The 22,312-nt window shown below is 64.2% G+C and carries 25 protein-coding genes; 14 read left to right on the top strand and 11 right to left on the bottom strand.

What is annotated here, in order from left to right; genetic code table 11:
- Positions 1-70 precede the first annotated feature (70 nt).
- Positions 71-1,423 carry a methylenetetrahydrofolate--tRNA-(uracil(54)-C(5))-methyltransferase (FADH(2)-oxidizing) TrmFO gene (gene trmFO / locus VGN66_RS14920; protein WP_327519606.1) on the top strand — a complete coding sequence of 451 codons (1,353 nt, stop codon included), beginning with the start codon at positions 71-73 and terminating at the stop codon, positions 1,421-1,423.
- Between the two features lies 1 nt (position 1,424).
- On the opposite strand, the gene VGN66_RS14915 is transcribed toward trmFO, so the two are convergent.
- Together VGN66_RS14915 and VGN66_RS14910 are read right to left on the bottom strand one after the other, a co-directional pair.
- Complete coding sequence (locus VGN66_RS14915; protein ID WP_327519605.1) at positions 1,425-1,904, bottom strand: EF-hand domain-containing protein; 480 nt, start codon at positions 1,902-1,904, stop codon at positions 1,425-1,427.
- A 57-nt stretch (positions 1,905-1,961) separates the two neighbouring features.
- Positions 1,962-2,606 carry a squalene/phytoene synthase family protein gene (locus tag VGN66_RS14910; protein ID WP_327519604.1) on the bottom strand — a complete coding sequence of 215 codons (645 nt, stop codon included), beginning with the start codon at positions 2,604-2,606 and terminating at the stop codon, positions 1,962-1,964.
- A 151-nt stretch (positions 2,607-2,757) separates the two neighbouring features.
- On the opposite strand from VGN66_RS14910, the gene VGN66_RS14905 reads away from it, so the two are divergent.
- From VGN66_RS14905 to VGN66_RS14895, 3 genes are read left to right on the top strand one after another with little or no spacing between them, the layout of a single operon-like run.
- Complete coding sequence (locus tag VGN66_RS14905) at positions 2,758-4,737, top strand: TadE/TadG family type IV pilus assembly protein (RefSeq protein ID WP_327519603.1); 1,980 nt, start codon at positions 2,758-2,760, stop codon at positions 4,735-4,737.
- Positions 4,734-5,360 carry a TadE/TadG family type IV pilus assembly protein gene (locus VGN66_RS14900; protein ID WP_327519602.1) on the top strand — a complete coding sequence of 209 codons (627 nt, stop codon included), beginning with the start codon at positions 4,734-4,736 and terminating at the stop codon, positions 5,358-5,360. The genes VGN66_RS14905 and VGN66_RS14900 overlap by 4 nt, the downstream gene beginning before the upstream one ends.
- On the top strand, positions 5,357-6,019 hold the full coding sequence (locus tag VGN66_RS14895) for a pilus assembly protein (protein ID WP_327519601.1): 663 nt from the start codon (positions 5,357-5,359) through the stop codon (positions 6,017-6,019). The genes VGN66_RS14900 and VGN66_RS14895 overlap by 4 nt, the downstream gene beginning before the upstream one ends.
- A gap of 44 nt (positions 6,020-6,063) precedes the next feature.
- Here the strand turns inward: VGN66_RS14895 and VGN66_RS14890 are convergent, their stop codons facing one another.
- From VGN66_RS14890 to eno, 4 genes are all read right to left on the bottom strand, one after another.
- Positions 6,064-7,446 (bottom strand): pyruvate dehydrogenase complex E1 component subunit beta, encoded by a 1,383-nt coding sequence (locus tag VGN66_RS14890; protein WP_327519600.1) that lies wholly within the window; start codon positions 7,444-7,446, stop codon positions 6,064-6,066.
- 1 nt (position 7,447) lies between these two features.
- Positions 7,448-8,509: a pyruvate dehydrogenase (acetyl-transferring) E1 component subunit alpha gene (gene pdhA, locus VGN66_RS14885; protein ID WP_327519599.1), complete on the bottom strand. Its 1,062-nt coding sequence runs from the start codon at positions 8,507-8,509 to the stop codon at positions 7,448-7,450.
- Between the two features lie 133 nt (positions 8,510-8,642).
- Positions 8,643-8,954: an FtsB family cell division protein gene (locus VGN66_RS14880; RefSeq protein WP_224920920.1), complete on the bottom strand. Its 312-nt coding sequence runs from the start codon at positions 8,952-8,954 to the stop codon at positions 8,643-8,645.
- A gap of 31 nt (positions 8,955-8,985) precedes the next feature.
- On the bottom strand, positions 8,986-10,263 hold the full coding sequence (eno, locus tag VGN66_RS14875) for a phosphopyruvate hydratase (RefSeq protein WP_327519598.1): 1,278 nt from the start codon (positions 10,261-10,263) through the stop codon (positions 8,986-8,988).
- Positions 10,264-10,406: 143 nt separating this feature from the next.
- Here eno and VGN66_RS14870 point away from each other — a divergent pair, with 143 nt between their 5' ends.
- The 5 genes from VGN66_RS14870 (at position 10,407) to VGN66_RS14850 (ending at position 12,389) form a co-directional block, all read left to right on the top strand.
- Positions 10,407-10,943 carry a hypothetical protein gene (locus VGN66_RS14870; protein WP_327519597.1) on the top strand — a complete coding sequence of 179 codons (537 nt, stop codon included), beginning with the start codon at positions 10,407-10,409 and terminating at the stop codon, positions 10,941-10,943.
- Between the two features lie 21 nt (positions 10,944-10,964).
- Positions 10,965-11,306: a phage holin family protein gene (locus VGN66_RS14865; protein ID WP_327519596.1), complete on the top strand. Its 342-nt coding sequence runs from the start codon at positions 10,965-10,967 to the stop codon at positions 11,304-11,306.
- On the top strand, positions 11,303-11,662 hold the full coding sequence (locus VGN66_RS14860) for a hypothetical protein (protein ID WP_327519595.1): 360 nt from the start codon (positions 11,303-11,305) through the stop codon (positions 11,660-11,662). Before VGN66_RS14865 ends, VGN66_RS14860 begins: the two co-directional genes overlap by 4 nt.
- The gene (locus tag VGN66_RS14855; RefSeq protein ID WP_327519594.1) at positions 11,659-11,988 is read left to right on the top strand and encodes a hypothetical protein; all 330 of its coding nucleotides are present in this window, start codon (positions 11,659-11,661) and stop codon (positions 11,986-11,988) included. The genes VGN66_RS14860 and VGN66_RS14855 overlap by 4 nt, the downstream gene beginning before the upstream one ends.
- A gap of 182 nt (positions 11,989-12,170) precedes the next feature.
- Complete coding sequence (locus VGN66_RS14850) at positions 12,171-12,389, top strand: DUF4170 domain-containing protein (RefSeq protein ID WP_327519593.1); 219 nt, start codon at positions 12,171-12,173, stop codon at positions 12,387-12,389.
- Positions 12,390-12,512: 123 nt separating this feature from the next.
- On the opposite strand, the gene greA is transcribed toward VGN66_RS14850, so the two are convergent.
- The 5 genes from greA to carA form a co-directional block, all read right to left on the bottom strand.
- Positions 12,513-12,989 (bottom strand): transcription elongation factor GreA, encoded by a 477-nt coding sequence (greA, locus tag VGN66_RS14845; RefSeq protein ID WP_224920913.1) that lies wholly within the window; start codon positions 12,987-12,989, stop codon positions 12,513-12,515.
- A gap of 81 nt (positions 12,990-13,070) precedes the next feature.
- The gene (carB, locus tag VGN66_RS14840) at positions 13,071-16,403 is read right to left on the bottom strand and encodes a carbamoyl-phosphate synthase large subunit (RefSeq protein ID WP_327519592.1); all 3,333 of its coding nucleotides are present in this window, start codon (positions 16,401-16,403) and stop codon (positions 13,071-13,073) included.
- Complete coding sequence (locus tag VGN66_RS14835; RefSeq protein WP_327519591.1) at positions 16,403-16,753, bottom strand: hypothetical protein; 351 nt, start codon at positions 16,751-16,753, stop codon at positions 16,403-16,405. Before VGN66_RS14835 ends, carB begins: the two co-directional genes overlap by 1 nt.
- On the bottom strand, positions 16,750-17,112 hold the full coding sequence (locus VGN66_RS14830; RefSeq protein WP_327519590.1) for a hypothetical protein: 363 nt from the start codon (positions 17,110-17,112) through the stop codon (positions 16,750-16,752). The genes VGN66_RS14835 and VGN66_RS14830 overlap by 4 nt, the downstream gene beginning before the upstream one ends.
- A complete protein-coding gene (carA, locus tag VGN66_RS14825) occupies positions 17,109-18,281 on the bottom strand; it encodes a glutamine-hydrolyzing carbamoyl-phosphate synthase small subunit (RefSeq protein ID WP_327519589.1) in 1,173 nt (390 codons plus the stop codon). Before carA ends, VGN66_RS14830 begins: the two co-directional genes overlap by 4 nt.
- 133 nt (positions 18,282-18,414) lie before the next feature.
- Between carA and VGN66_RS14820 the strand changes: the two genes are divergently transcribed.
- From VGN66_RS14820 to accD, 5 genes are all read left to right on the top strand, one after another.
- On the top strand, positions 18,415-18,867 hold the full coding sequence (locus VGN66_RS14820) for a GatB/YqeY domain-containing protein (protein WP_327520278.1): 453 nt from the start codon (positions 18,415-18,417) through the stop codon (positions 18,865-18,867).
- Positions 18,868-19,084: 217 nt separating this feature from the next.
- Complete coding sequence (gene trpB, locus VGN66_RS14815) at positions 19,085-20,314, top strand: tryptophan synthase subunit beta (RefSeq protein WP_327519588.1); 1,230 nt, start codon at positions 19,085-19,087, stop codon at positions 20,312-20,314.
- Complete coding sequence (locus VGN66_RS14810) at positions 20,311-20,508, top strand: hypothetical protein (protein WP_327519587.1); 198 nt, start codon at positions 20,311-20,313, stop codon at positions 20,506-20,508. Before trpB ends, VGN66_RS14810 begins: the two co-directional genes overlap by 4 nt.
- Positions 20,505-21,308 (top strand): tryptophan synthase subunit alpha, encoded by an 804-nt coding sequence (gene trpA, locus VGN66_RS14805; RefSeq protein WP_327519586.1) that lies wholly within the window; start codon positions 20,505-20,507, stop codon positions 21,306-21,308. Before VGN66_RS14810 ends, trpA begins: the two co-directional genes overlap by 4 nt.
- Positions 21,305-22,162, top strand: a complete 858-nt coding sequence (accD, locus tag VGN66_RS14800; RefSeq protein WP_327519585.1) for an acetyl-CoA carboxylase, carboxyltransferase subunit beta — start codon at positions 21,305-21,307, stop codon at positions 22,160-22,162. Before trpA ends, accD begins: the two co-directional genes overlap by 4 nt.
- Positions 22,163-22,312: the final 150 nt, after the last annotated feature.

The following is a 22,312-nucleotide window of genomic DNA, read 5'->3' as shown; positions in this document are numbered from 1 at the left end:
GTCAAGCACGCGCATGACAACCCGCATTTTTCGTCAGTTTCCCCACCAAAGGGTGTCAGGCTCGATCGTCATGAATAGCCATCAAGTCCATATCATCGGCGGCGGCCTCGCCGGGTCCGAAGCCGCGTGGCAGCTCGCCAATGCCGGCATCCGCGTGAAGCTCTCCGAAATGCGCGGATCGGGCACCATGACCCCCGCACACCACACCGATGGCCTGGCCGAACTCGTCTGTTCGAACAGCTTCCGCTCCGACGATGCCGAACGCAATGCGGTCGGCCTGTTGCATCGGGAAATGCGCGACCTCGGCTCGCTGATCATGGCCAAGGGCGATGAGCACAAGGTTCCGGCCGGCTCCGCGCTCGCCGTGGACCGCGACCTGTTCTCCGAAGGCGTCACCGCCGCGCTGGCGGCGCACCCCAACATCACCATCGTGCGCGAACGCATCGACCAGCTTCCGGACGAGGGGCTGACCATCGTCGCCACCGGGCCGCTCACCGCCCCCGGCCTTGCCGACAGCATCGGTGCCGCCACCGGCAGCGACGCGCTCGCCTTTTTCGACGCCATCGCCCCGATCGTCCATTTCGAGAGCATCGACATGGACAAGGCGTGGTTCCAGTCGCGCTGGGACAAGGTTGGTCCTGGCGGGAACGGCAAGGATTACATCAACTGCCCGATGACCAAGGACCAGTATCTGGCCTTTCATCAGGCCCTGCTCGACGGCGAAAAGACCGAGTTCAAGGAGTGGGAGAATGTCCCCTATTTCGAAGGCTGCATGCCAATCGAGGTGATGGCCGAACGCGGCGTCGATACGTTGCGCTACGGCCCGATGAAGGGCGTCGGTCTCGACGATCCGCGGACCGCGTGCGACGAATTTCCCAACGGCCGCTGGCCCTATGCCGTGGTCCAGCTGCGGCAGGACAATGCCACCGGCACGCTGTGGAACATGGTCGGCTTCCAGACCAAGCTCAAATATGCCGAGCAAATCCGCCTGTTCCGCACCATCCCCGGCCTCGAAAATGCCGAGTTCGCCCGGCTGGGCGGCCTCCACCGCAACACTTTCATCCGCTCGCCCGAGCTGCTCGATCCGACGCTGCGCCTCAAAAGCCGCCCGCATATCCGCTTTGCCGGGCAGGTGACGGGGTGCGAGGGCTATGTCGAAAGCAGCGCGATCGGGCTGATGGCAGGGCGCTTCGCCGCCGCGGAAATCCTCGGTCGCGAGTTGCCCCCGCCTCCGGTCGAAACCGCGCTCGGCGCGCTGCTCGGCCACATCACCGGCGGTGCTGAGGTCGAGACCTATCAGCCGATGAACGTCAATTTCGGCCTGATGCCGCCGATCGAGGGGCGGACCAAAAAGGCCGACCGCAAATTGCTCTACACCGCCCGCGCCCGCACCGCCTTCGCGGAATGGGTCAAGGCGGCCTAGGCTATTCTTCGGCTTCAGCCAGCGCCTTGGCGACCTCGGCCCGGCAGTCGCAGCGCGGGGTCGTCTTGGGCTTACGTTTCGGCGCGGTGGTGGCGAATTCGGCGCGGGTCAGCGTCCCCGACTTGTCCTTGTCAGCGGCGGCGAATTTGTCGCTGGTCCGCACCGCCCATTCCTCGAACGACAGCCGGCCGTCGCCATTCTTGTCCAGCTTGGCAAACGCCTTGCGCCGCGGCTGTTGCAATTCGGCCAGCGAAATCAGGCTGTTCTTGTCCTTGTCGTTGCGATCGAACCGCTTTTCCTCTCTGGTCCGATCCGGAGCCTCCGGCACCTCCGCCAGCTCCTCGGCCGGCGCCGCGCCCTGCGCAGTCTGGGCGGCGGGGGCAGATGGCAACGGCTCAGGCGTCGCCTTGCTCTGGAACAGAAACACCCCTGCCCCCGCCATCAGCAACGCCGCCACCCCGCCCGCCAGATATCGCCACATGCCGACTCTCCCCTGTCGAACCGACAGGCTAGCGCCTTCAGCAGCGGCAGCAAGACGTCACCGCCCGGTCATCCGATGCCACAGCGCCCGCAACGTCCGCTTGGGTGATCCGACAGGCACCCCGTCAAGCTCCAGTCGCGCCAGATGCACCATCGCCCCCAGCGCCCGCCCCGTCCGGCTCCACCGCGCAGAACAGGCCTCGACCAGCAAACCCTCGGCAATCCGCCGCGCCGCCGCCGCTTCGCCGGGATCGCTCAGCTTCCCCGACAGATCGGCCAGCGCCCAACCCTCGCCCGCCTTCGCCACCAGATCGGCCCCATCCACACCCGCCGCCAGCCCGGCGACCTCGAACAGCCGCCGCCCCCGCTCGGCGTATTCGTGCAGCGCCGCATCATCCAGCTCGGTCTGGAGGAGCATTTGCCACCCATCGACCACCCCCGCGACCGATGCGCCGCTAATTCCCTCCCGCAGCACATCGCGCGCAATCCCCTGCAGCACCGGTTCAGCCGGCGGCGGCGCGCTGTCGAGCCGGTTGAGCGCGTCATGCCACCATTGCATCCGAATCTGCCCGAGCATGGGCTCGCTGGTTGTGCGCAGCGTCTCGGCGAGCTTGTCGTCGAGCGCAAACAGCGCCGCGAGCGCCGCCCTCGCCTCAACGCTCGGCGCATAGGTCAGCACCAGACGGCGTTCGGCTTCGATCACCCGAAACCTCCGCACCACTTGGCCTTAATCATTTCGTTAACCATGCGCATTCAATCCCCGTTAGCCCAACTTCGCGCATAGCGGATGCAGGAACCGGGGATCCCTTACCATGCCGTTGCGCCCAACCACCGTGACCAGCGCTCGCGCCACGATGGCTGCGCTTGCCCGTGACAAGCGCGGCAACACGCTCGCTATCGTCGCCGCATCGTTGATCCCGCTCGCCGGGATGGTCGGCGGCGGTGTCGACTTGAGCCGCATGTACATCGTCAAGACGCGGCTGCAACATGCCTGTGACGCTGGCGCGCTCGCCGGGCGCAAGCAGATGGGCGGCGGCGGTTGGTCGGCGAACAACTATGCCGCGCGGACTCAGGCCGAGCGCTTCTTCGACGCCAATTTCAATCCCGACGCGTACGGCACCACTTCCGAATCCGCCACAACGCGCCGCAGCTTCACCGAAAGCGCGGGCAAGGTGACCGGCACCGGGCGTGCCGTAGTGCCGATGACGTTGATGCGCATACTCGGCAAGCAGACCGAAACGCTCACGGTTACCTGCGACGCGGAAATGCGGCTCCCCAACACCGACGTGATGTTCGTGCTCGACACTACCGGATCGATGGATTTCTGCCCGAACGGGGATACGAGCTGCAATGGCAATGCGAACTCGCGCATTGCCGCGCTGCGAATCGCGGTGAAGTGCTTCTATCAAATCGTCGCGCGCCTCGATGTCGCCGACGCCGATTGCGAAGGGGACGAGCCCAGCGGGGGCACCGGCAACCAGGTACAGATCCGCTTCGGCTTCGTACCTTATTCGACCAACGTAAACGTGGGCAAGCTGCTGCCTAACGAGTATATCGTCGACGAATGGGAGTACCAGACGCGCAAGGCGAATTTGGCCGTGCCGCCGCAGAGCACCAATACATATTGGGAAACCTATGGCGGCGGCTCGGTCACGCAAGCCAATTGCCTCAATTTTATGAAGAATGAGGCATTTGGTAGCTTTACGCCCTCGCCGACCGACTCCGGCGGCCCAGCGCCAGAGCCGACCATCGTTTCGAGCTTTCCGCACGATGGCGCGGCGACCAGCAGCAACAGCGGAGAATGGGGCTGGTCCGGCGCATCCGACCGCAGCGGGACCGAGAGGAGTTGCCGCCGCCGTCGCACCGATACCACCACCTTCTATGCGGAGAAGTTCGCGAGCTGGACGTACAACCAGCTTCCCGTCACGGTAAGCGGTCTGAAAGCTGGTGGCAGTAGCTGGAACAACAGTTTCACCTGGCCAGTCGGCGACACCAGCATCGGCAACGATGTGACCAACGCCACAATCACCTGGGCCGGCTGTATCGAGGAACGCCAGACCGAGGCGACAACGGACTATGATCCGATCCCGACGGACGCGCTCGACCTGGACATCGACATGGTTCCGAACAGCGATGAATCGCGCTGGAAGCCCGCGTTGCCGCGTCTCGTATTCACCCGCGGTAACACCAACGGTACCAACTATGACGGCAACAGCTGGACCAGCGGCAACACCAGTGGCTGGAGCACAGCGGCACTCACCACGAGCACCGACTACAACAATCGATCGACCTTCTATTGTCCAACTGAGGCGCGCAAGCTGCAAAGCTGGAGCGATCCGTCAGCCTTCCAGACTTATGTCAACTCGCTCGATCCCAACGGCAATACCTATCACGATATCGGCATGATCTGGGGGGCGCGTCTCATGTCGCCTACCGGAATATTCAGTAGCGAAAACGCGGCGACGCCGACCGGCGGCGAAATCGAGCGGCACATGATCTTCATGACCGACGGTGACACCAACGCGAACGCTGGAGACTACGCGGCCTACGGCTTGCCCTTTTTCGACCATCGCCAGACGCCGGAGAACCCGACCAAGGCGCAGCTGGACGAGCAGGTGAACCTGCGTTTTCTCGCGGTCTGCAACTGGGTCCGCAACAAAAACATCACGCTGTGGGTAATCAATTTCGGCGAAGGTCAGAGTCAGGCCACGCAGGATCGCTTGCAGCAATGCGCATCGACGGGGCGTTATTTCTCGGCGGCCGACTCTGCCGCGCTTCAGGCGACCTTCAAGTCGATCGCCGATCAGATCTCGCAGCTGCGGCTCACCAAATGATGCGGATGGTCTGCTCTGCGCTCACAATTGCCCGCGACAAGCGCGGCGCGACCGTCGTCGAGTTCGCGATCGTTGCACCAGTTCTGGGGTTGCTGCTGCTCGGCGCATTCGACGTCGCGCATACGCTGTATATGCGCGCAGCGCTGCAAGGCGTCGTGCAAAAGGCCGCGCGCGACCTGACTCTCGAATCCGGCCTGGACGCAACGACCCAGGCGACGCTCGACACTAAGGTGCGGACCCAAGTGCGGGCGCTTGCCAACAACGGGACGGTCTCGATCACGCGGAAGTGGTATCGCTCGTACGAGCATGCCGCGGCGTCGACGTTCGAACCCTTTACCGACACCAACAACAACGGCACCTGCGACCCCCCACAGGGCAGTACGCCGGGCGAGCCGTACGAAGACTCCAACGGAAACAGCCAGTGGGACAGCACGGGCGGCAATTTGAGCCAGGGCGGCGCGAAGGACGCGGTGCTTTACACGGCATCAATCAGCTATCCACGCTTCTTCCCGATCTACAATCTGGCCGGCGGATCACGCACCACCACGGTGACCGCTTCGACGATCCTGCGTAACCAGCCCTATGGTGATCAGGGCGTGCCTACAGTCAGGAATTGCGCGTGAACGCCCTCATTCTCATCCGCGGCACCAGCCGCCGTCTCGGCCGCAACACCAGCGGTCTCGCGTTGCTCGAATTTGCCCTCGCGCTGCCGATCCTGCTGACGGTGAGCCTCACCGGCGCTGAGCTGACCAACTACATCATCGCGAAGATGCGGATCAGCCAGATTGCGCTTCAGCTGGCCGATAACGCGGCGCGGATCGGATCAGGCAGCCAGCTCGAGTCCAAGAAAATCTATGAGAGCGACATCAACGACCTGCTGACTGGCGCCAATTTCCAGGCTGGTGAACTCAATCTGTTTGCCAACGGCCGCGTGATCATCTCGAGCGTGGAGCCGCATGCGAGCACGGCAAACCGTTACCGGATCCGCTGGCAACGCTGCGGAGGCAGCAGGACGAGCTGGACATCGAGCTATGGCACCCCCACGACGGCGACCAGCGTCACGGGTGTAGGACCGACCGGCCGCCAGGTAATCGCACCGCCAAGCGGCGTCGCGATGTTCGTGGAGGTCCGCTACACCTATCAGCCACTGGTTCGAACCTCGCTGTCCCCGACGAGCGAGATCAATGAAATTGCGTCGATGATGGTCCGCGACGCCCGCAACACTTCTGGCGGGGTCGATGGTATTTTTCAGCAAAGCGGCGTCACCGCGTCGAACTGCTGATCGCACGTTGACCCCTCCCCGTCAGGAGAGGGGCCAAGCGTTTTTCAGCGGTACGTAACCTTCTTTACCCCGGCAACCACCTTATCAGCGGTGATCAGCGCGAGCTTCTCCAGGTTCGCGGCATAGGGCAGCGGCACGTCTTCGTTGGTCACGCGGATCACCGGGGCGTCGAGGTCGTCGAAGCCCTGCTCCATGCACACCGCGATAATCTCCGACGCGATCGAACAGACCGGCCAGCCTTCCTCGACCACCACCATGCGGTTGGTCTTCTTCAGGCTCTTGAGCACCGTGTCGGTGTCGAGCGGGCGCAGCGTGCGCAGGTCGATCACCTCGGCGTCGATGCCCTCGGCCGCCAGCTTCTCGGCGGCTTCGAGCGCAACGCCGACGCCGATCGAATAGCTGACCAGCGTCACGTCCTTGCCCTCACGCACGATGCGCGCCTTGCCGATCGGCAGCACCCAGTCGTCCAGCTTTGGAACGTCGAAGCTGCGCCCGTACATCAGCTCATTCTCAAGAAACACGACCGGGTCTTCCGACCGGATCGCCGCCTTGAGCAGCCCCTTGGCATCCGCTGCGTCATAGGGCGCGATCACGATCAGGCCCGGAACGCTCGCATACCACGGGCCATAGTTCTGGCTGTGCTGCGCGCCGACGCGGCTCGCGGCACCGTTGGGACCGCGGAACACGATCGGGCAGCGCATCTGGCCGCCCGACATATAGTTGGTCTTCGCGGCCGAGTTGATGATGTGGTCGATCGCCTGCATCGCGAAGTTGAACGTCATGAACTCGACGATCGGCTTGAGGCCACCCATCGCCGCGCCCGACCCGATGCCGGCAAAGCCGTACTCGGTAATCGGCGTGTCGATCACGCGGCGCGGACCGAATTCGTCGAGCAAGCCCTGGGTCACCTTGTAGGCACCCTGATACTCCGCGACTTCTTCGCCCATCACGAACACACGGTCGTCGGCGCGCATTTCCTCGGCCATCGCATCGCGCAGTGCGTCGCGGACGGTCGTCTTGACCATCTCGGTGCCGGCGGGAAGCTCGGGGTCGGCAACGCTCGCCGCCTTATCGCTCGCCAGCTGCTTGGTGCCGCTATCGGCCTTCTTCGGCTCTTCCGACGCCTTGGGCGCTTCCGGCGCGGGGGCCGGTGCTGCGGCAGGCGCAGGAGCCGAAGCATCCTCGCCCTCGGCCGCGATCGTCGCGATCACGGTGCCGACCTTAACCCCATCGGTGCCCTCGGCGACCAGGATCGAGGCGATCGTGCCTTCATCGACGGCTTCGAATTCCATCGTCGCCTTGTCGGTCTCGATCTCGGCGATGATGTCGCCCGACTTGATCGTATCGCCTTCCTTCACCAGCCACTTGGCGAGGGTTCCCTCTTCCATCGTGGGCGAGAGCGCGGGCATTTTCAGCTCGATCGCCATTTCAGTACGTCTCCACCAGAACGTCGGTATACAGCTCGGCCGGATCCGGCTCGGGTGCCTGCTCGGCAAAGTCAGCCGACTCGTTCACCGCCTTGCGGATCTCGGCCTCGATCGCCTTCAGCTCATCTTCCTTGACGCCGATCGCTTCGAGTTCCTTCTTCACGCCGTCGATCGGATCGCTCTTCTCGCGCACCGACTGGACCTCGTCGCGTGAGCGATACTTGGCCGGGTCGGACATCGAGTGGCCGCGATAGCGATAGGTCTTCATCTCGAGGATGATCGGCCCCTTGCCCGCGCGGACCCAGGCCAGCGCTTCTTCCGCAGCACCACGGCACGCCAGCACGTCCATGCCGTCGACCTGGATGCCGGGAATGCGGAAGCTTTCGCCACGCTTGTACAGCTGGTCCTCGGACGAGGCGCGGTTGACGCTGGTGCCCATGGCGTACTGGTTGTTCTCGATCACGAAGATGATCGGGAGCTTCCACAGCTCGGCCATGTTGAACGTCTCGTACACCTGGCCCTGGTTCGCGGCGCCGTCGCCGAAATAGGACATGGCGACGCCACCGTCACCGCGATACTTGTGCGCAAAGGCAAGGCCCGCGCCGAGCGAGACCTGCGCGCCGACGATGCCATGCCCGCCGTAGAACTTCTTCTCGGTCGAGAACATGTGCATCGATCCGCCCTTGCCGCGGCTGATGCCCGCAGCACGACCGGTCAGCTCAGCCATGATCTCCTTGGGATCGATGCCATAGGCCAGCATATGGCCATGGTCGCGATATCCGGTGATCACCGAATCCTTCTCGCCGTCCAGCGCCGACTGCAGCCCGACAGCGACCGCTTCCTGGCCGATATAGAGGTGACAGAAGCCGCCGATGAAACCGAGACCATAAAGCTGGCCCGCCTTCTCCTCGAAACGGCGGATGAGCAGCATCTGGCGGTAGAATTCGAGCAGTTCCTCCTTCGAGGCCTCGTACCGTTTTGGTTCGTTTGGGCGCTCGCGGTTCGACGGAGCTGGTTCGTTAGTGCGGCCTTTGGCCGGTGATTTTGCCACGATGATCCTCATCCTGGGGAAAGATGGAAGCGGCCCTATAGGCCGGATATCGCACCCGGCGCAATGGCAAGCGCTGCTAGTAACAAACGTGTCTAACGCTATGGCGGGAGCGTGCACGCCCGCCCGGGCAAAGCCCCGACGCGCATCAATCGAGCGTGACGATAACCTCGTCGGGATGGACGACGTTGAGCTTCTTGCGGGTCAGTTCATCCACCATGTCCGGATCGGCGCCGCTCTGCTTGAGCAGCGCCACCCGGTTGCGCAGCTGTGCCCGCTGGGCCTCCAGCTTGGCGAGTTCGGACTTCTTGACCTCAAGCTGGCGCTTGTAATCGCCATAAACCAGCACCCCGTTCGGACCCAGCACCGCCGAATAGGCGAAAAAGCCCATCAGGATGATCGCCACCGCGGGCAAGCCCGCGCGGCGCAAGATCGTATTGAACGGAGTGGACCGGCTCATGAGGTTAATGTCGCGCAAACCGATTCGCCGATCAACCCCGTAGAATGCCGCGACCGGCATAAACCGACCCATCACCCAGTTCTTCCTCGATGCGGATCAACTGGTTGTACTTGGCAAGCCGGTCCGAACGCGCGAGCGACCCGGTCTTGATCTGTCCGCAGTTGGTGGCGACGGCGAGGTCGGCGATGGTCGAATCCTCGGTCTCGCCCGAACGGTGCGACATCACCGCGGTGTAGGACGAACGCTGCGCCAGGCTCACCGCCTCCAGCGTTTCGGTCAGCGTGCCGATCTGGTTGACCTTGACCAGCAGCGAGTTGGCATAGCCACCGTCGATGCCGCGCTTCAGCCGCTTCGGGTTGGTCACGAACAGATCGTCGCCGACCAGCTGGACCTTGCTGCCGAGCTTTTCGGTCAGCAGCTTCCACCCGTCCCAATCGTCCTCGGCCATGCCGTCCTCGATCGAGAAGATCGGGTAGCCCGCGCACAGATCGGCAAGGAAATCGGCATTCTGCGCCGACGACAGCGTCTTGCCCTCACCCACCATCTTGTACGCGCCGTCGCGATAATATTCGGTCGCGGCGCAATCGAGCGCCAGCATCACGTCGTCGCCGGGCTTGTATCCGGCCTTCTCGATGCTCGCCATGATGAAGTCGAGTGCCTCGCGGGTCGATGCGATGTTGGGAGCAAAGCCGCCCTCGTCGCCGACTGCGGTCGACAGGCCCTTGTCGTGCAGCCCCTTCTTGAGCGTGTGGAAAATCTCCGCGCCACAGCGCACCGCCTCAGCCAGCGACTCCGCGCCGAGCGGCACGATCATGAACTCCTGGAAGTCGATCGCATTGTCGGCATGTTCGCCGCCATTGATGATGTTCATCATCGGCACCGGCAGGACATGCGCCGACACGCCGCCGACATAGCGGTAGAGCGGCAGGCCGCGCGCATCGGCTGCTGCCTTGGCGACCGCAAGGCTGACGCCCAGGATCGCGTTCGCGCCCAGCCGGCCCTTATTCTCGGTGCCGTCCAGCTCGATCATCGCATAATCGATCTCGGCCTGATCTTCGGCGTCGAGGCCGGTGATCTCCTCCGCGATCTCGCCATTCACGCCCTCGATCGCTTCGAGCACGCCCTTGCCGAGATACATCGACGCGTCGCCGTCGCGCTTTTCGACTGCCTCATGCGCGCCGGTCGACGCGCCCGATGGCACCGCCGCACGCCCGAAGCTGCCGTCTTCGAGCAGCACATCGACCTCCACCGTAGGGTTTCCTCGGCTGTCGAGAATCTGACGAGCATGGATGTCGATGATTGCGGTCACGAAATGGTCTCCCTACCTTGGGTCAAGACGGTGTCGCGCGGGCCTCTATCCCGTTCGTCGCCGCCGGGCAAATCATGCGTGCGTGGGAACCGCGACCGCGCGGCTTGGTTGTCTGGACGAACAAGCATGAAGGGATTCGAGCGATGGCTGACGACACTTTCCCCAAGGACCAGAGCATGGACCCCGCCAGCGATGCACTGGTGGCAGCGCGACCGGTCAAGGACACCGGCACCTCCGCCGATGAGGGCAAGCGCGGCGCAGGCGCGTTCGTCCGCGACGAAGCCGGCAAGCTGGCTGGCCAGGCTGGCGATAAGGCCCGTTCCTTTGCCGACACCGGCAAGGAGAAGGCGACAGGTGCGCTTGACGAATTCTCGACCATGATGCGCGACGCCGCCGGTACGGTCGATGAAAAGCTCGGCGAGCAATATGGCCAATATGCCCGCTCCGCCGCCGACCAGATTTCCGGCCTCGCCGACTCGCTGCGCGGCAAGCAGGTCGATGATCTGATGGACGACGCGCGCGAGTTCGTGAAGAAGAGCCCCGCAGTCGCAGTCGGCATCGCCGCGGGCGTCGGCTTCATCCTTGCCCGCCTGCTCAAGTCGGGCCTCGATGCCGCAGGCGATCTGGCCGACAAGGGCGATCCGAACCAGGGTGGCCCCGACAGCGGCCCCAAGGCGTAACCATGGTCGGGGGGCGCATACGTGGATGATCGGGACGACGACAGCATCGGCACATTGGCGGCTCAGGCCGTTGCCGATGCGCGCGCCTTTGCCGATGCCGAAATCGCTTATTGGAAGACGCTCGCGCTCGCCCGGCTGGGCGATGCGCGCGCGGCGCTCATCCTTGGCGCGATCGTTTTTCTGCTCGCCAATTCCGCCGCGATCGCGCTGATCGTCGGCTTCGTGCTGATCCTCTCCCCGCATGTCGGCCCCGCCGCAGCGACCCTGATCGTCGTGGTGACCGCGCTGACCGCTGCAGCGTTTGCTGCACGCGCCGCATTTCAGCATTATCGCCGCGCAATCCGCCCCCGGAACACCCCATGACCGAATTGCTCCCCCCTGACCTCACCGAAGCCGAGGCGCGCAGCCGCAACGCGCGTGACCGGCTGTTCGGCACGCTCGGCCGGATGCAGCACAAGCTCAACCCCATGGCGCTCGCGCAGGATGCGGTTGAAAATGTCGCGATCGGCGTCGCCCGCGATACCGTCGCAACGGTCCGCGCCAACCCGCGCACCGTCGCCGCCGTCGCCGGTGCGGCAGTGCTGTTTCTCGCCCGCCGCCCACTCGCGCGCCTGCTGGTCGGCGGTGCAACCGCTGCGGCTAAAGCGAGTTTGAAGAAGCGTAGCGCAACACCCAAATCCAGGGCCAAGCCCCGCCCGACGAAAGGACCGTCCGCATGACCACCCCCCGCAAGACGAAGGCTCCCGCCAGCACCGAGGGCATCGCCAAGAACCCGCTCGCGCTCGTCGCCGGCGGCGTTGCACTGGGCGCCGTGATCGGCGCGCTGATCCCGCGCCCGCAGCAGGAAAAGGATCTGCTCGCTCCGGTCGGCAAGCGCATCGCCGAGGGCGCGACTGCCGCCGCTGCCGCAGCCCGTGAAGCCGGCAAGGCCGAGATCGACGCCATCCTGCCCCAGCGCGACGCCGCCAAGGAACAGATCGGCAAGATCATCGGCTCCGCGATCACCGCCGCAAAGGACGCCGCATCGACCAAGGCCGACGCGTGACATTGGAATAACCCGCGCCGTTTGTGCTGAGCCTGTCGAAGCACCTGCCCCACCCTGTCCGGGAAAGGCCCTTCGACAGGCCTAGGGCGAACGGGCGGCTGCTTTGCGGGCTTCACGCTATTGAGTGCGGCGCAACATCGGCGCTAAGGCTCACCGGGTAATCTCATTCCCCGGGAGCTATCATGAGCAAGCTGCATCTCGTCTTCGGCGGTCGCGTAAACGACCCTATGACGCTCGATTTCAAGGATCCGACCAAGCTCGACGTCGTCGGCATCTTCGCCGACTATGCCAGCGCCGAAAAGGCATGGCGCGGCGCCGCGCAGCGCACGGTCGACGATGCCGAGATGAAATATGTGGTGGTCCACCTCCACCGCCTGCTCGAGCCGGACCTGGAGGCTTAACGAGCAAACTCTCCCCTCCCGCGTGCGGGAGGGGTCGGGGGAGGGCCTGTCCAAGCAGGCACCCCGACAATGGGAGGGCGACAGGCCCTCCCCAAGCCCCTCCCGCAAGCGGGAGGAATTCAGTCAGATAAACTCGATCTTGCTGACCTCATACCAGCGATCACCCGCCGGCACGGTCACTTCGACCTCCTCACCCACGCTCTTGCCGATCAACGCGCGGCCCAGCGGCGAGTTGTAGCTGATCCGACCGGTCTTGGCGTCCGCCTCGGCCTGACCAACGATCTGGTACTTCACCGACTTGTCGGCCTCGTCGAGCAAGGTCACGGTCGCGCCGAACACGATGCGGTCGCCCGACAGTTCGCGCGGGTCGATGATCTGCGCCCGGCTCAGCTTGTCCTCGATGTCCGAGATCGTCGCTTCGACCTGACCCTGCCGCTCCTTCGCGGCGTGATATTCGGCATTTTCCGACAGATCGCCATGCGCGCGCGCTTCTTCGATGGCGTCGACGATCAACGGACGCTCGGCCCTCAGGACTTTGAGCTGCTCGTTGAGCATCTCATAGCCTTCCGGAAGCATCGGCATCTTTTCGACCGTGGCCATTCTACGCGTCCTTAATCAAAACCCCTTCCCCCGGCGGACCCGAATTGGCCCGCCTCGCACCCTAACCTTCGTTGTGGGGGATCAATTGTGCGATTGCGAATAGTAAGCCTGCAAGGGGCGGACTTCAAGGGACTGGCCACTCAGGGCGGCAATCGCCTGTGACGCGGCGACGCTGGCGGGTGCCGTGGTGAAGTACGGAACCTTGAGCGAAAGCGCCGATGCGCGGATCGATTCGCTGTCCTTCAACGACTGCCACCCTTCGGTGGTGTTGAAGATCAGCGCGATGTCGCCGTCGCGGATGCGATCGACGATGTGCGGACGGCCCTGCGCGACCTTGTTGACCCGCTCGACCGGCACGCCATGCTCGGCGAGATAGTCCGCGGTCCCACCGGTCGCGACGATGGTGAAGCCCTGCTCGACCAGCAGCCGCACGCCCGGCAGAATGACCGGCTTGTCGCTGTCCTTGACGCTGACGAAGACATTGCCGCCACTCGGCAGCACCGTCCCCGCGCCCAGCTGCGCCTTGGCAAAGGCGATCGGGAAATCGCGATCGATTCCCATGACTTCGCCGGTCGACTTCATTTCCGGTGACAGCACCGGATCGACGCCGGGGAAGCGGCCCCACGGGAACACGGCTTCCTTCACCGCGACATAGGAAATGTCGCGATCGATCTTCGGCAGGTCCTTCAGCTTCTCGCCCGCCATCACCCGGCTCGCGATCTTCGCGATGGGGGTTCCGATTGCCTTGGCGACGAACGGAACGGTGCGCGACGCACGCGGATTGACCTCGATGAGGTAAACCTCGCCATTCTTGACCGCGAACTGGATGTTCATCAAACCCTTGACGCTCAGCGCACGCGCCAGCGCCTCGGTCTGCCGTTCGATCTCGGCGATGATCGCGTCGGGCAGGCTGTAGGGGGGCAGCGAGCAGGCGCTGTCGCCCGAATGGACGCCGGCTTCCTCGATATGCTGCAGCACGCCAGCGACCACGACATCATCGCCATCGCTGATCGCGTCGACATCGACCTCGATCGCGTCGCGCAGATACTGGTCGATCAGCACCGGGGCATCGCCCGACACCTGCACCGCGGTCTGGATATAGTGATCGAGCTGCTCGACCGTATCGACGATCTCCATCGCCCGCCCGCCCAGCACAAAGCTGGGGCGCGTCAGCACCGGATAGCCGATCCGCTCGGCGACCGCGATCGCCTCTTCGCGGCTGCGCGCAATGCCGTTCTGCGGCTGCTTCAACCCCAGCTTCGACACCAGATCGGCAAATTGCTCGCGATCCTCGGCCAGGTCGATCGCGTCGGGCGAGGTGCCCAGGATCGGAATCCCCGCACTCTCCAGCGCCCGCGCCAGATTGAGCGGCGTCTGCCCGCCAAACTGCACGATGACCCCGACCAGCTCGCCGCGCGACTTCTCGACCTCAAGGATCTCCAGCACGTCCTCGGCGGTCAGCGGCTCGAAATACAGGCGATCCGACGTGTCATAATCGGTGCTCACCGTTTCCGGGTTGCAGTTGATCATGATCGTCTCGAACCCGGCATCGGCCAGCGCGAAACAGGCGTGGCAGCAGCAGTAATCGAACTCGATCCCCTGCCCGATCCGGTTCGGCCCGCCACCCAGGATCACCACCTTGCGCCGCGTGCTCGGTTCGCTCTCGCACTCGGGCTCGCCAAACGACGGCGCCTCATAGGTCGAGTACATGTACGGCGTCTTCGCCGCGAACTCGGCAGCACAGGTGTCGATCCGCTTGAACACCGGACGCACGCCGAGCTTGTGGCGCAGCGCGCGCACATCCGCCTCGGTCGCCCCGCCGGTCATCGCCTTGACGACCTCACCGATCAGGCCCGACGAGCGCGCCATCTGGTCGGTGCCTTCGCGCAGGTTTGCCGAGCGCAGCGCCAGCCACGCGAGACGCTTGTCGCTGAACCCCATCGACTTGAGCCGCCGCATTCCCGCCGCGTCCTGTGGCAGGCCATTGCGGCACACGCCCTCTTCCGCCGCGATGATCTCGGCAATCCGCTCCAGGAACCACGGGTCATAGGACGCGAGCGCATGCACCTCGGCCACCGTGAAGCCCTCACGCAGCGCCTGCGCCGCGATCAGCAGCCGGTCGGGCGAGCGGACGGCCAGCGCGGCTTCGATCACGTCGCGCGGCGCACCCTGCAGATGCTCGACATTGTTGAAGCCGGACAGGCCGGTCTCCAGCCCGCGCAGCGCCTTCTGCATCGATTCATGGATGTTGCGGCCGATCGCCATCACTTCGCCGACCGACTTCATCGCGGTGCCCAGCGTCGCTTCCGCGCCCTTGAACTTCTCGAACGCAAAGCGCGGGATCTTGGTCACGACATAGTCGATCGTCGGCTCGAAGCTCGCCGGGGTCGCGCCGGTAATGTCGTTGGTGATTTCGTCCAGCGTGTATCCGACCGCCAGCTTCGCCGCGACCTTGGCGATCGGGAAGCCGGTCGCCTTGCTCGCCAGCGCCGAGGACCGCGACACGCGCGGGTTCATCTCGATCACGATCAGGCGCCCGTCCTTCGGGTTCACCGCGAACTGCACGTTCGAGCCCCCGGTTTCGACGCCGATCTCGCGCAGCACCGCGATGCTGGCGTTGCGCATGATCTGATATTCCTTGTCGGTCAGCGTCAGCGCGGGCGCGACCGTGATCGAGTCACCCGTGTGGGTGCCCATCGCATCGACATTCTCGATCGAACAGATGATGATGCAATTGTCGTTGCGATCCCGCACGACCTCCATCTCATATTCCTTCCAACCGAGGAGAGACTCCTCGATCAGCACTTCGGTCGTCGGCGACAGGTCGAGGCCCGAGCGCACGATGCCGATAAACTCTTCGCGGTTATAGGCGATGCCGCCACCCGATCCGCCCATGGTGAAGCTAGGACGGATGATCGCGGGCAGCCCGACATAGTCGAGCGCCGTCAGCGCCTCCGCCTCACTGTGCGCGATCGCCGAGCGGGCCGATTCCAGCCCGATCTTGGTCATCGCGTCCTTGAACTTCAGCCGATCCTCGGCCTTGTCGATCGCCTCGGCATCCGCGCCGATCATGATACAGCCGAACTTCTCCAGCGTGCCGTCATTGGCCAGCGCCAGCGCGGTATTCAGCGCCGTCTGCCCGCCCATCGTCGGAAGCACCGCATCGGGCCGCTCTTTCTCGATGATCTTGGCAACCACCGCGGGCGTGATCGGCTCGACATAGGTCGCGTCGGCCAGCTCGGGGTCAGTCATGATCGTCGCCGGGTTCGAATTGACCAGGACGATGCGATAGCCCTCTTCCTTGAGCGCCTTGATCGCCTGCGTGCCCGAATAATCGAACTCGCACGCCTGACCGATCACAATGGGACCAGCGCCGATGACGAGGATGGAGGAGATGTCAGTGCGTTTGGGCATTATTTTTTTGTCTCTGCGCGGCTCTTCGTTATTTCTTTTCGCATGTTGGCGATCCGCTCAACTTCCGAGTCAGGCAATATGCCCCGGTTGAACCAATTCCACATATCAGGTGTGAGAGCGCCTGCACTCGTGACAGGATCAACTATTGCGAGAAAAAAATAACTTCTAGTCAAAAATCGGGTAATCGACTGACTAAGCTCCAGTATGTCGGAGTCAGTCTTAATAAGAATAAATCCTGGGAACGGAGCTAGCCACTGTTGAACATGCCTATTTTCAGATATAAATCCTATAATCTGATCATGAGACGCTTCCGCGCGCGATATATCCCAAGATAGGGCAAAATTTTTCATCGCCCATCTCCGTCGTCAAGTAACGGATTATCAACCGGCGCTGCCGGACGAAGAATTATCTCTGATCCGGAATAATTATCTCCGATTTTAGAAACCACCTGACGTTCGATTAGGTACTTTTCTGATTGCAGGCGGTCGGGCTCTTTTCTCATAAAATGATTGTAGGAATACAGCGCGTTGAAAACCGGCAATGAAGCGAAGGCAATCAGAATGTAATTCATGGGTTCTGGCGCAAAAAAAGAGCCTGCGGTTGCTAGCGGCGTCGTAAGCGCACATAGCCACAATGCTGGATTCATTGCGCTTTTTGTCGTTACCCCTCGCGTAGCGACCGAAAAATTCTCGATGTTCGGCCAGTTCATATACGACCTCCGCCAAGCATCCCCACAAACCGCTCAAACAGATAGAAACTATCCTGCGGCCCCGGCGACGCCTCGGGGTGGTACTGCACCGAAAACGCGCGCCCGCCGTCGATCTCGATCCCGCAATTGCTGCCGTCGAACAGCGACACATGCGTCTCGACCACGCCTGCGGGCAGCGTCGCGCTCTCGACTGCGAAGCCATGGTTCATCGACGTGATCTCGACCGCGCCGTCGCTCAGCCGCTTGACCGGATGGTTCGCGCCGCGATGCCCCTGGAACATCTTGGTCGTCTGCGCGCCCACCGCCAGCGCCAGCAGCTGATGGCCAAGGCAGATGCCGAACAGCGGCTTCTTCGTCGCCAGCAGCTCGCGGATTACCGGCACCGCATAGGCGCCGGTCGCGGCGGGATCGCCCGGCCCGTTCGACAGGAAAATGCCGTCCGGGTTGAAGCTCAACACCTGCTCGGCGGTCGCGGTCGCGGGCAGCACCGTCACCTTCGCCCCGGCCTTCACCAGATTGCGGAAGATATTGTGCTTCGACCCATAGTCGATCGCCACGACATGCGGCCGCGCGCCATCGCCATCGACCTCATACCCAAAGCCCAGCCGCCACACGCCGCCTTCCCACCCGAAATGCGTTTCGGTGGTGACGGTGATGGCAAGGTCCATGCCCTCCAGCCCCGGCCAGGCCTTTGCCTGTTCGATCAGCGCGGGAATGTCGAACTTGCCGTCCGCCGAATGTGCGATCACGCCATTGGGTGCGCCATTGCCGCGAATGCGCCGCGTCAGCGCGCGGGTGTCGATGCCCGACAGGCCGATGCGGTTATGCTTGCGCATCCAGTCATCCAGCCGCTCGACACTGCGGAAGTTGGACGGCGCGGTCACGTCCTCACGCACGATCATGCCGAGCGCATGCGGATTGTCCGCCTCGACGTCATCGGGGTTCGCGCCGACATTGCCGATATGGGGGAAGGTGAAGCAGATCATCTGGCCCGCGAACGACGGGTCGGTCATGATCTCCTGATACCCGGTCATCGCGGTGTGGAAGCAGACCTCGCCCGCCGCCGCGCCCTCGGCCCCGAATCCACGGCCCCAGATGACCTCGCCGCTCGCGAGAACCAGAACGCCTGTAGCTCCTTCAGGCACGATAATAGGCGTGGCTTCGGCCATCAGAGAAGGTCGCTCCTGTCAGTTTTTCCGGCGATGTCGCTAAGCGCTGCCCGCTAGACCGCTACCCCCCTCGCGTCAACCGTCCGTCGCGACTATCTGGGGCAAATTCCGATTCAGTTGAAAGATGAAGCTAATGATCCGCGACGACATCAAGGCAGCCCTGATCACCGCGATGAAGGGCGGCGACAAGGACGGCACCGGCGCCATCCGCCTGATCCAGAGCGCGATCAAGAACCGCGATATCGAAGCGCGCACGCAGAGCCCGGTCGCCGACGACGACGCGCTGGTGGTGGAAGTGCTGCAGAAAATGGTGAAGCAGCGCCGCGAATCGATCGAGATGTTCGAAAAGGGCAACCGCCAGGAACTCGCCGACAAGGAAAAGGCGGAAGTCGCGGTGATCGAAGGCTTCCTCCCTGCCCAGATGAGCGCGGAAGAAACCGCAGCGGCGATCGAGGCGATCAAGGCCGACCTCGGCGCAACCGGCATGAAGGACATGGGCCGCGTCATGGCGGAGTTGAAAGCTCGCCACGCGGCCAGCCTCGACATGAGCAAGGCCAGCGCAGCGGTGAAGGCGGCGTTGAGCTGAGCGAACTTCAATCCTCCCCCGCAAGGGGGAGGTGTCAGCGCAGCTGACGGAGGGGGAGGAAGCACGCCGGCAAGAAGAAGCTAAAGCGCGTCGCCGTCCTCCCCCTCCGTCGCCTTCGGCGCCACCTCCTCCTGGCGGGGGAGGATCAGCGCCCCAAGAATTCCTTCCGCCAACAATGCTTGGCGTCGCGGCAATCCCCGCCTAAACGCCCCTCATCATGAACCAGCCCAACTCCTTCCGCGCCCAGCCCGATGACCGCGGCCATTTCGGCCAGTTTGGCGGACGCTATGTCGCCGAAACGCTGATGCCGCTCGTCCTCGACCTCGAGCGCGAGTATAAGGCGGCGAAAGCCGACCCCGCGTTCAAGGCGCAGTTCGACGACCTGCTCGAACATTATGTCGGCCGCCCCAGCCCGCTTTATTACGCCGAGCGCCTGACCGACGCGCTGCGCGAAAACGCGCCCGACGGCATGGGCGCCGAAATCTGGTTCAAGCGCGACGAGCTCAACCACACCGGCGCGCACAAGATCAACAATTGCATCGGCCAGATCCTGCTCGCGATCCGCATGGGCAAGACGCGGATCATCGCCGAGACCGGCGCTGGCCAGCACGGCGTCGCTACCGCCACCGTCTGTGCGCGCTTCGGCCTGCCCTGCACCATCTTCATGGGCGCCAAGGATGCCTCGCGCCAGCAGCCCAACGTGTTTCGCATGAAGCTGCTCGGCGCCGAAGTCCGCCCGGTCACCAGCGGCGCAGGCACGCTCAAGGACGCGATGAACGAGGCGCTGCGCGACTGGGTCGCGAACGTCCACGACACCTTCTACATCATCGGCACCGCCGCCGGCCCGCACCCCTATCCGGAGCTGGTCCGCGACTTCCAGAGCGTGATCGGCAAGGAAGCGCGCGCGCAAATGCTCGCCCGCACCGGCCGCCTGCCCGACCTGCTCGTCGCCGCGATCGGCGGGGGCAGCAACGCGATCGGCCTGTTCCACCCGTTCCTCGACGACGCTGATGTCGCGATGCTCGGCGTCGAAGCCGCGGGCGAAGGTCTGAACAAGAAGCACGCCGCCAGCCTCGCGGGCGGCGAACCCGGCATCCTCCACGGCAACAAGACCTATCTGTTGCAGGACGAGGACGGCCAGATCACCGAAGCGCATTCGATCAGCGCGGGCCTCGACTATCCCGGCATCGGCCCCGAACATGCCTGGCTCAAGGATATCGGCCGCGTCGAATATACGTCGGTGACCGACACCGAAGCGCTCGACGCGTTCCAGCTGCTCTGCCGCACCGAAGGCATCATCCCCGCGCTGGAACCTTCGCACGCCATCGCAGCCGTCGCGGTCAAGGCACGGGAAATGCGCCGAGATCAGGTGATCCTCGCAAACCTCTGCGGACGCGGCGACAAGGACATCTTCACCGTCGCCGAGGCGCTGGGGGTCGAGATATGACGTACAAGACGTGGACCAACCTGCGCGTCTGGCTGGTGTACTTCGTGATCTTCTCGATCATCGCCGTTGGGCTGCGGATCGGGCATAACATCTGGAAAGGTGAACCCCTGTTGTCGCTGTTCGAGGGCCTAACCGCAGTGATCTTGCCTGCCGTGTTTGCCACTGGGCTTACATACCGCTGGGGTAAACGATGACCCGCCTCGCCACCACCTTCGCCGCCGCCGCGCGCGACCACCGCGCCGCGCTCGTCACCTTCGTCACAGCAGGTGACGGCGACACCGCCGCGATCCTCGACGCGCTTGTCGCGGGCGGGGCGGACGTGATCGAGCTTGGCATGCCGTTCACCGATCCGATGGCCGATGGCCCGGCGATTCAGGCCGCGAACCTGCGCAGCCTTGCCGCCGGCACGCGCACCGCCGACGTGCTCGCCATCGCCGCCGCCTTCCGCCAGCGCCACCCGGAAACCCCGCTGGTGCTGATGGGCTATGCCAACACCATGACCCGCCCGACGCCCGAAGCGTTCGCGCAACGGGCGGCGGACGCAGGCGTCGACGGCGCGATCATCGTCGATATCCCGGCGGAGGAAGCCGACGAGATCGCCGCCTTCGCCCCGCACGGCATCGCCACCATCCGCCTCGCCACCCCCACCACCGACGCAGCGCGCCTGCCCGCCGTGCTCGATGGCGCGAGCGGCTTTCTCTATTATGTCTCGGTCGCCGGCATCACCGGCAAGCAACAGGCGGCACAGGACAGCATCGAAGCCGCCGTCGCCCGGCTCAAGGCCGCCACCGACCTGCCCGTCGCAGTCGGCTTCGGCGTCCGCACGCCCGAACAGGCGGCCGCGATCGGCCGCGTCGCCGATGGCGTCGTCGTTGGCTCAGCGATCATCGACATCATCGCGGCCGAGGGCGCCAACGCCCCCGCCGCCGTCCGCACCTATATCCAATCCCTGTCGGCCGCGCTGGCCGCAGCACGCAAGGAAACCGCCGCATGAGCTGGCTCACCCGCGTCCGCAACGCGATCTCGCTCGTCATCCCCAACAAGGCGGAATCGCCCGATAATCTCTGGCACAAGTGCAAGGGCTGCGGGCAGATGGTGTTCGTCAAGGAACTCCAGGAAAACCAGTCGGTCTGCCCGATCTGCGACCATCATGAGCGCATCGGCGCGCGCGCGCGCTTCGACCAGCTGTTCGACCCCGGCTACACGTTGCTCGCCAACCCCAAGGTCGCCGAAGACCCGCTCAAGTTCCGCGACCAAAAGCCGTACCCCGCCCGCATCAAGGCCGCCCGCGCCAGCACCGGCGAGCAGGACGCGTTCCTCAACGCCAGCGGCACCATCCTCGGCCAGCGCGCGGTGATCGGCGTGCAGGATTTCGCCTTCATGGGCGGATCGATGGGCCAGGCGGTCGGCGAAGCCTTCATCGCCGGTGTCGAAGCCGCGATCGGCGCCCGCGCGCCGTACGTGGTCTTCACCGCCAGCGGCGGCGCGCGCATGCAGGAGGGCATCCTGAGCCTCATGCAGATGCCGCGCACCACCGTCGCCATCTCAATGCTCCACGACGCCGGCCTGCCCTATATCGTCGTGCTGACCGACCCGACCTCGGGCGGCGTGATGGCCGCCTACGCGATGCTCGGCGACGTCCAGATCGCCGAGCCCAAGGCAACCCTCGCCTTCACCGGCCGCCGCGTGATCGAAAGCACGATCCGCGAAAAGCTGCCCGACGATTTCCAGACCAGCGAATATTATCTCGACCACGGCCTGATCGACATGGTCGTCCACCGCAAGGACCTGCGCGACAAGCTCGGCGCCCTGATCGGCCTGCTGGTGGAGGAAAAGGCGGCGGCGTAATCTGCCCCCCCCCCCCCCTGCGGAAGGGACACCTAAAACTCCCCTTCCGCTTGCGGGAGGGGTCGGGGGAGGGCCTGTCACCGGCACCTCCGCTTGCGTGGGTTAGGACAGGCCCTCCCCTAGCCCCTCCCGCAAGCGGGAGGGGAATCA

It is taken from the genome of Sphingomonas sp., from assembly GCF_035998645.1.
In the GTDB taxonomy this organism is placed as follows: Bacteria; Pseudomonadota; Alphaproteobacteria; order Sphingomonadales; family Sphingomonadaceae; genus Sphingomonas.
The sequence above is the reverse complement of the archived record's forward strand: the minus strand, read 5'-3'. Positions and strand labels throughout refer to the sequence as shown.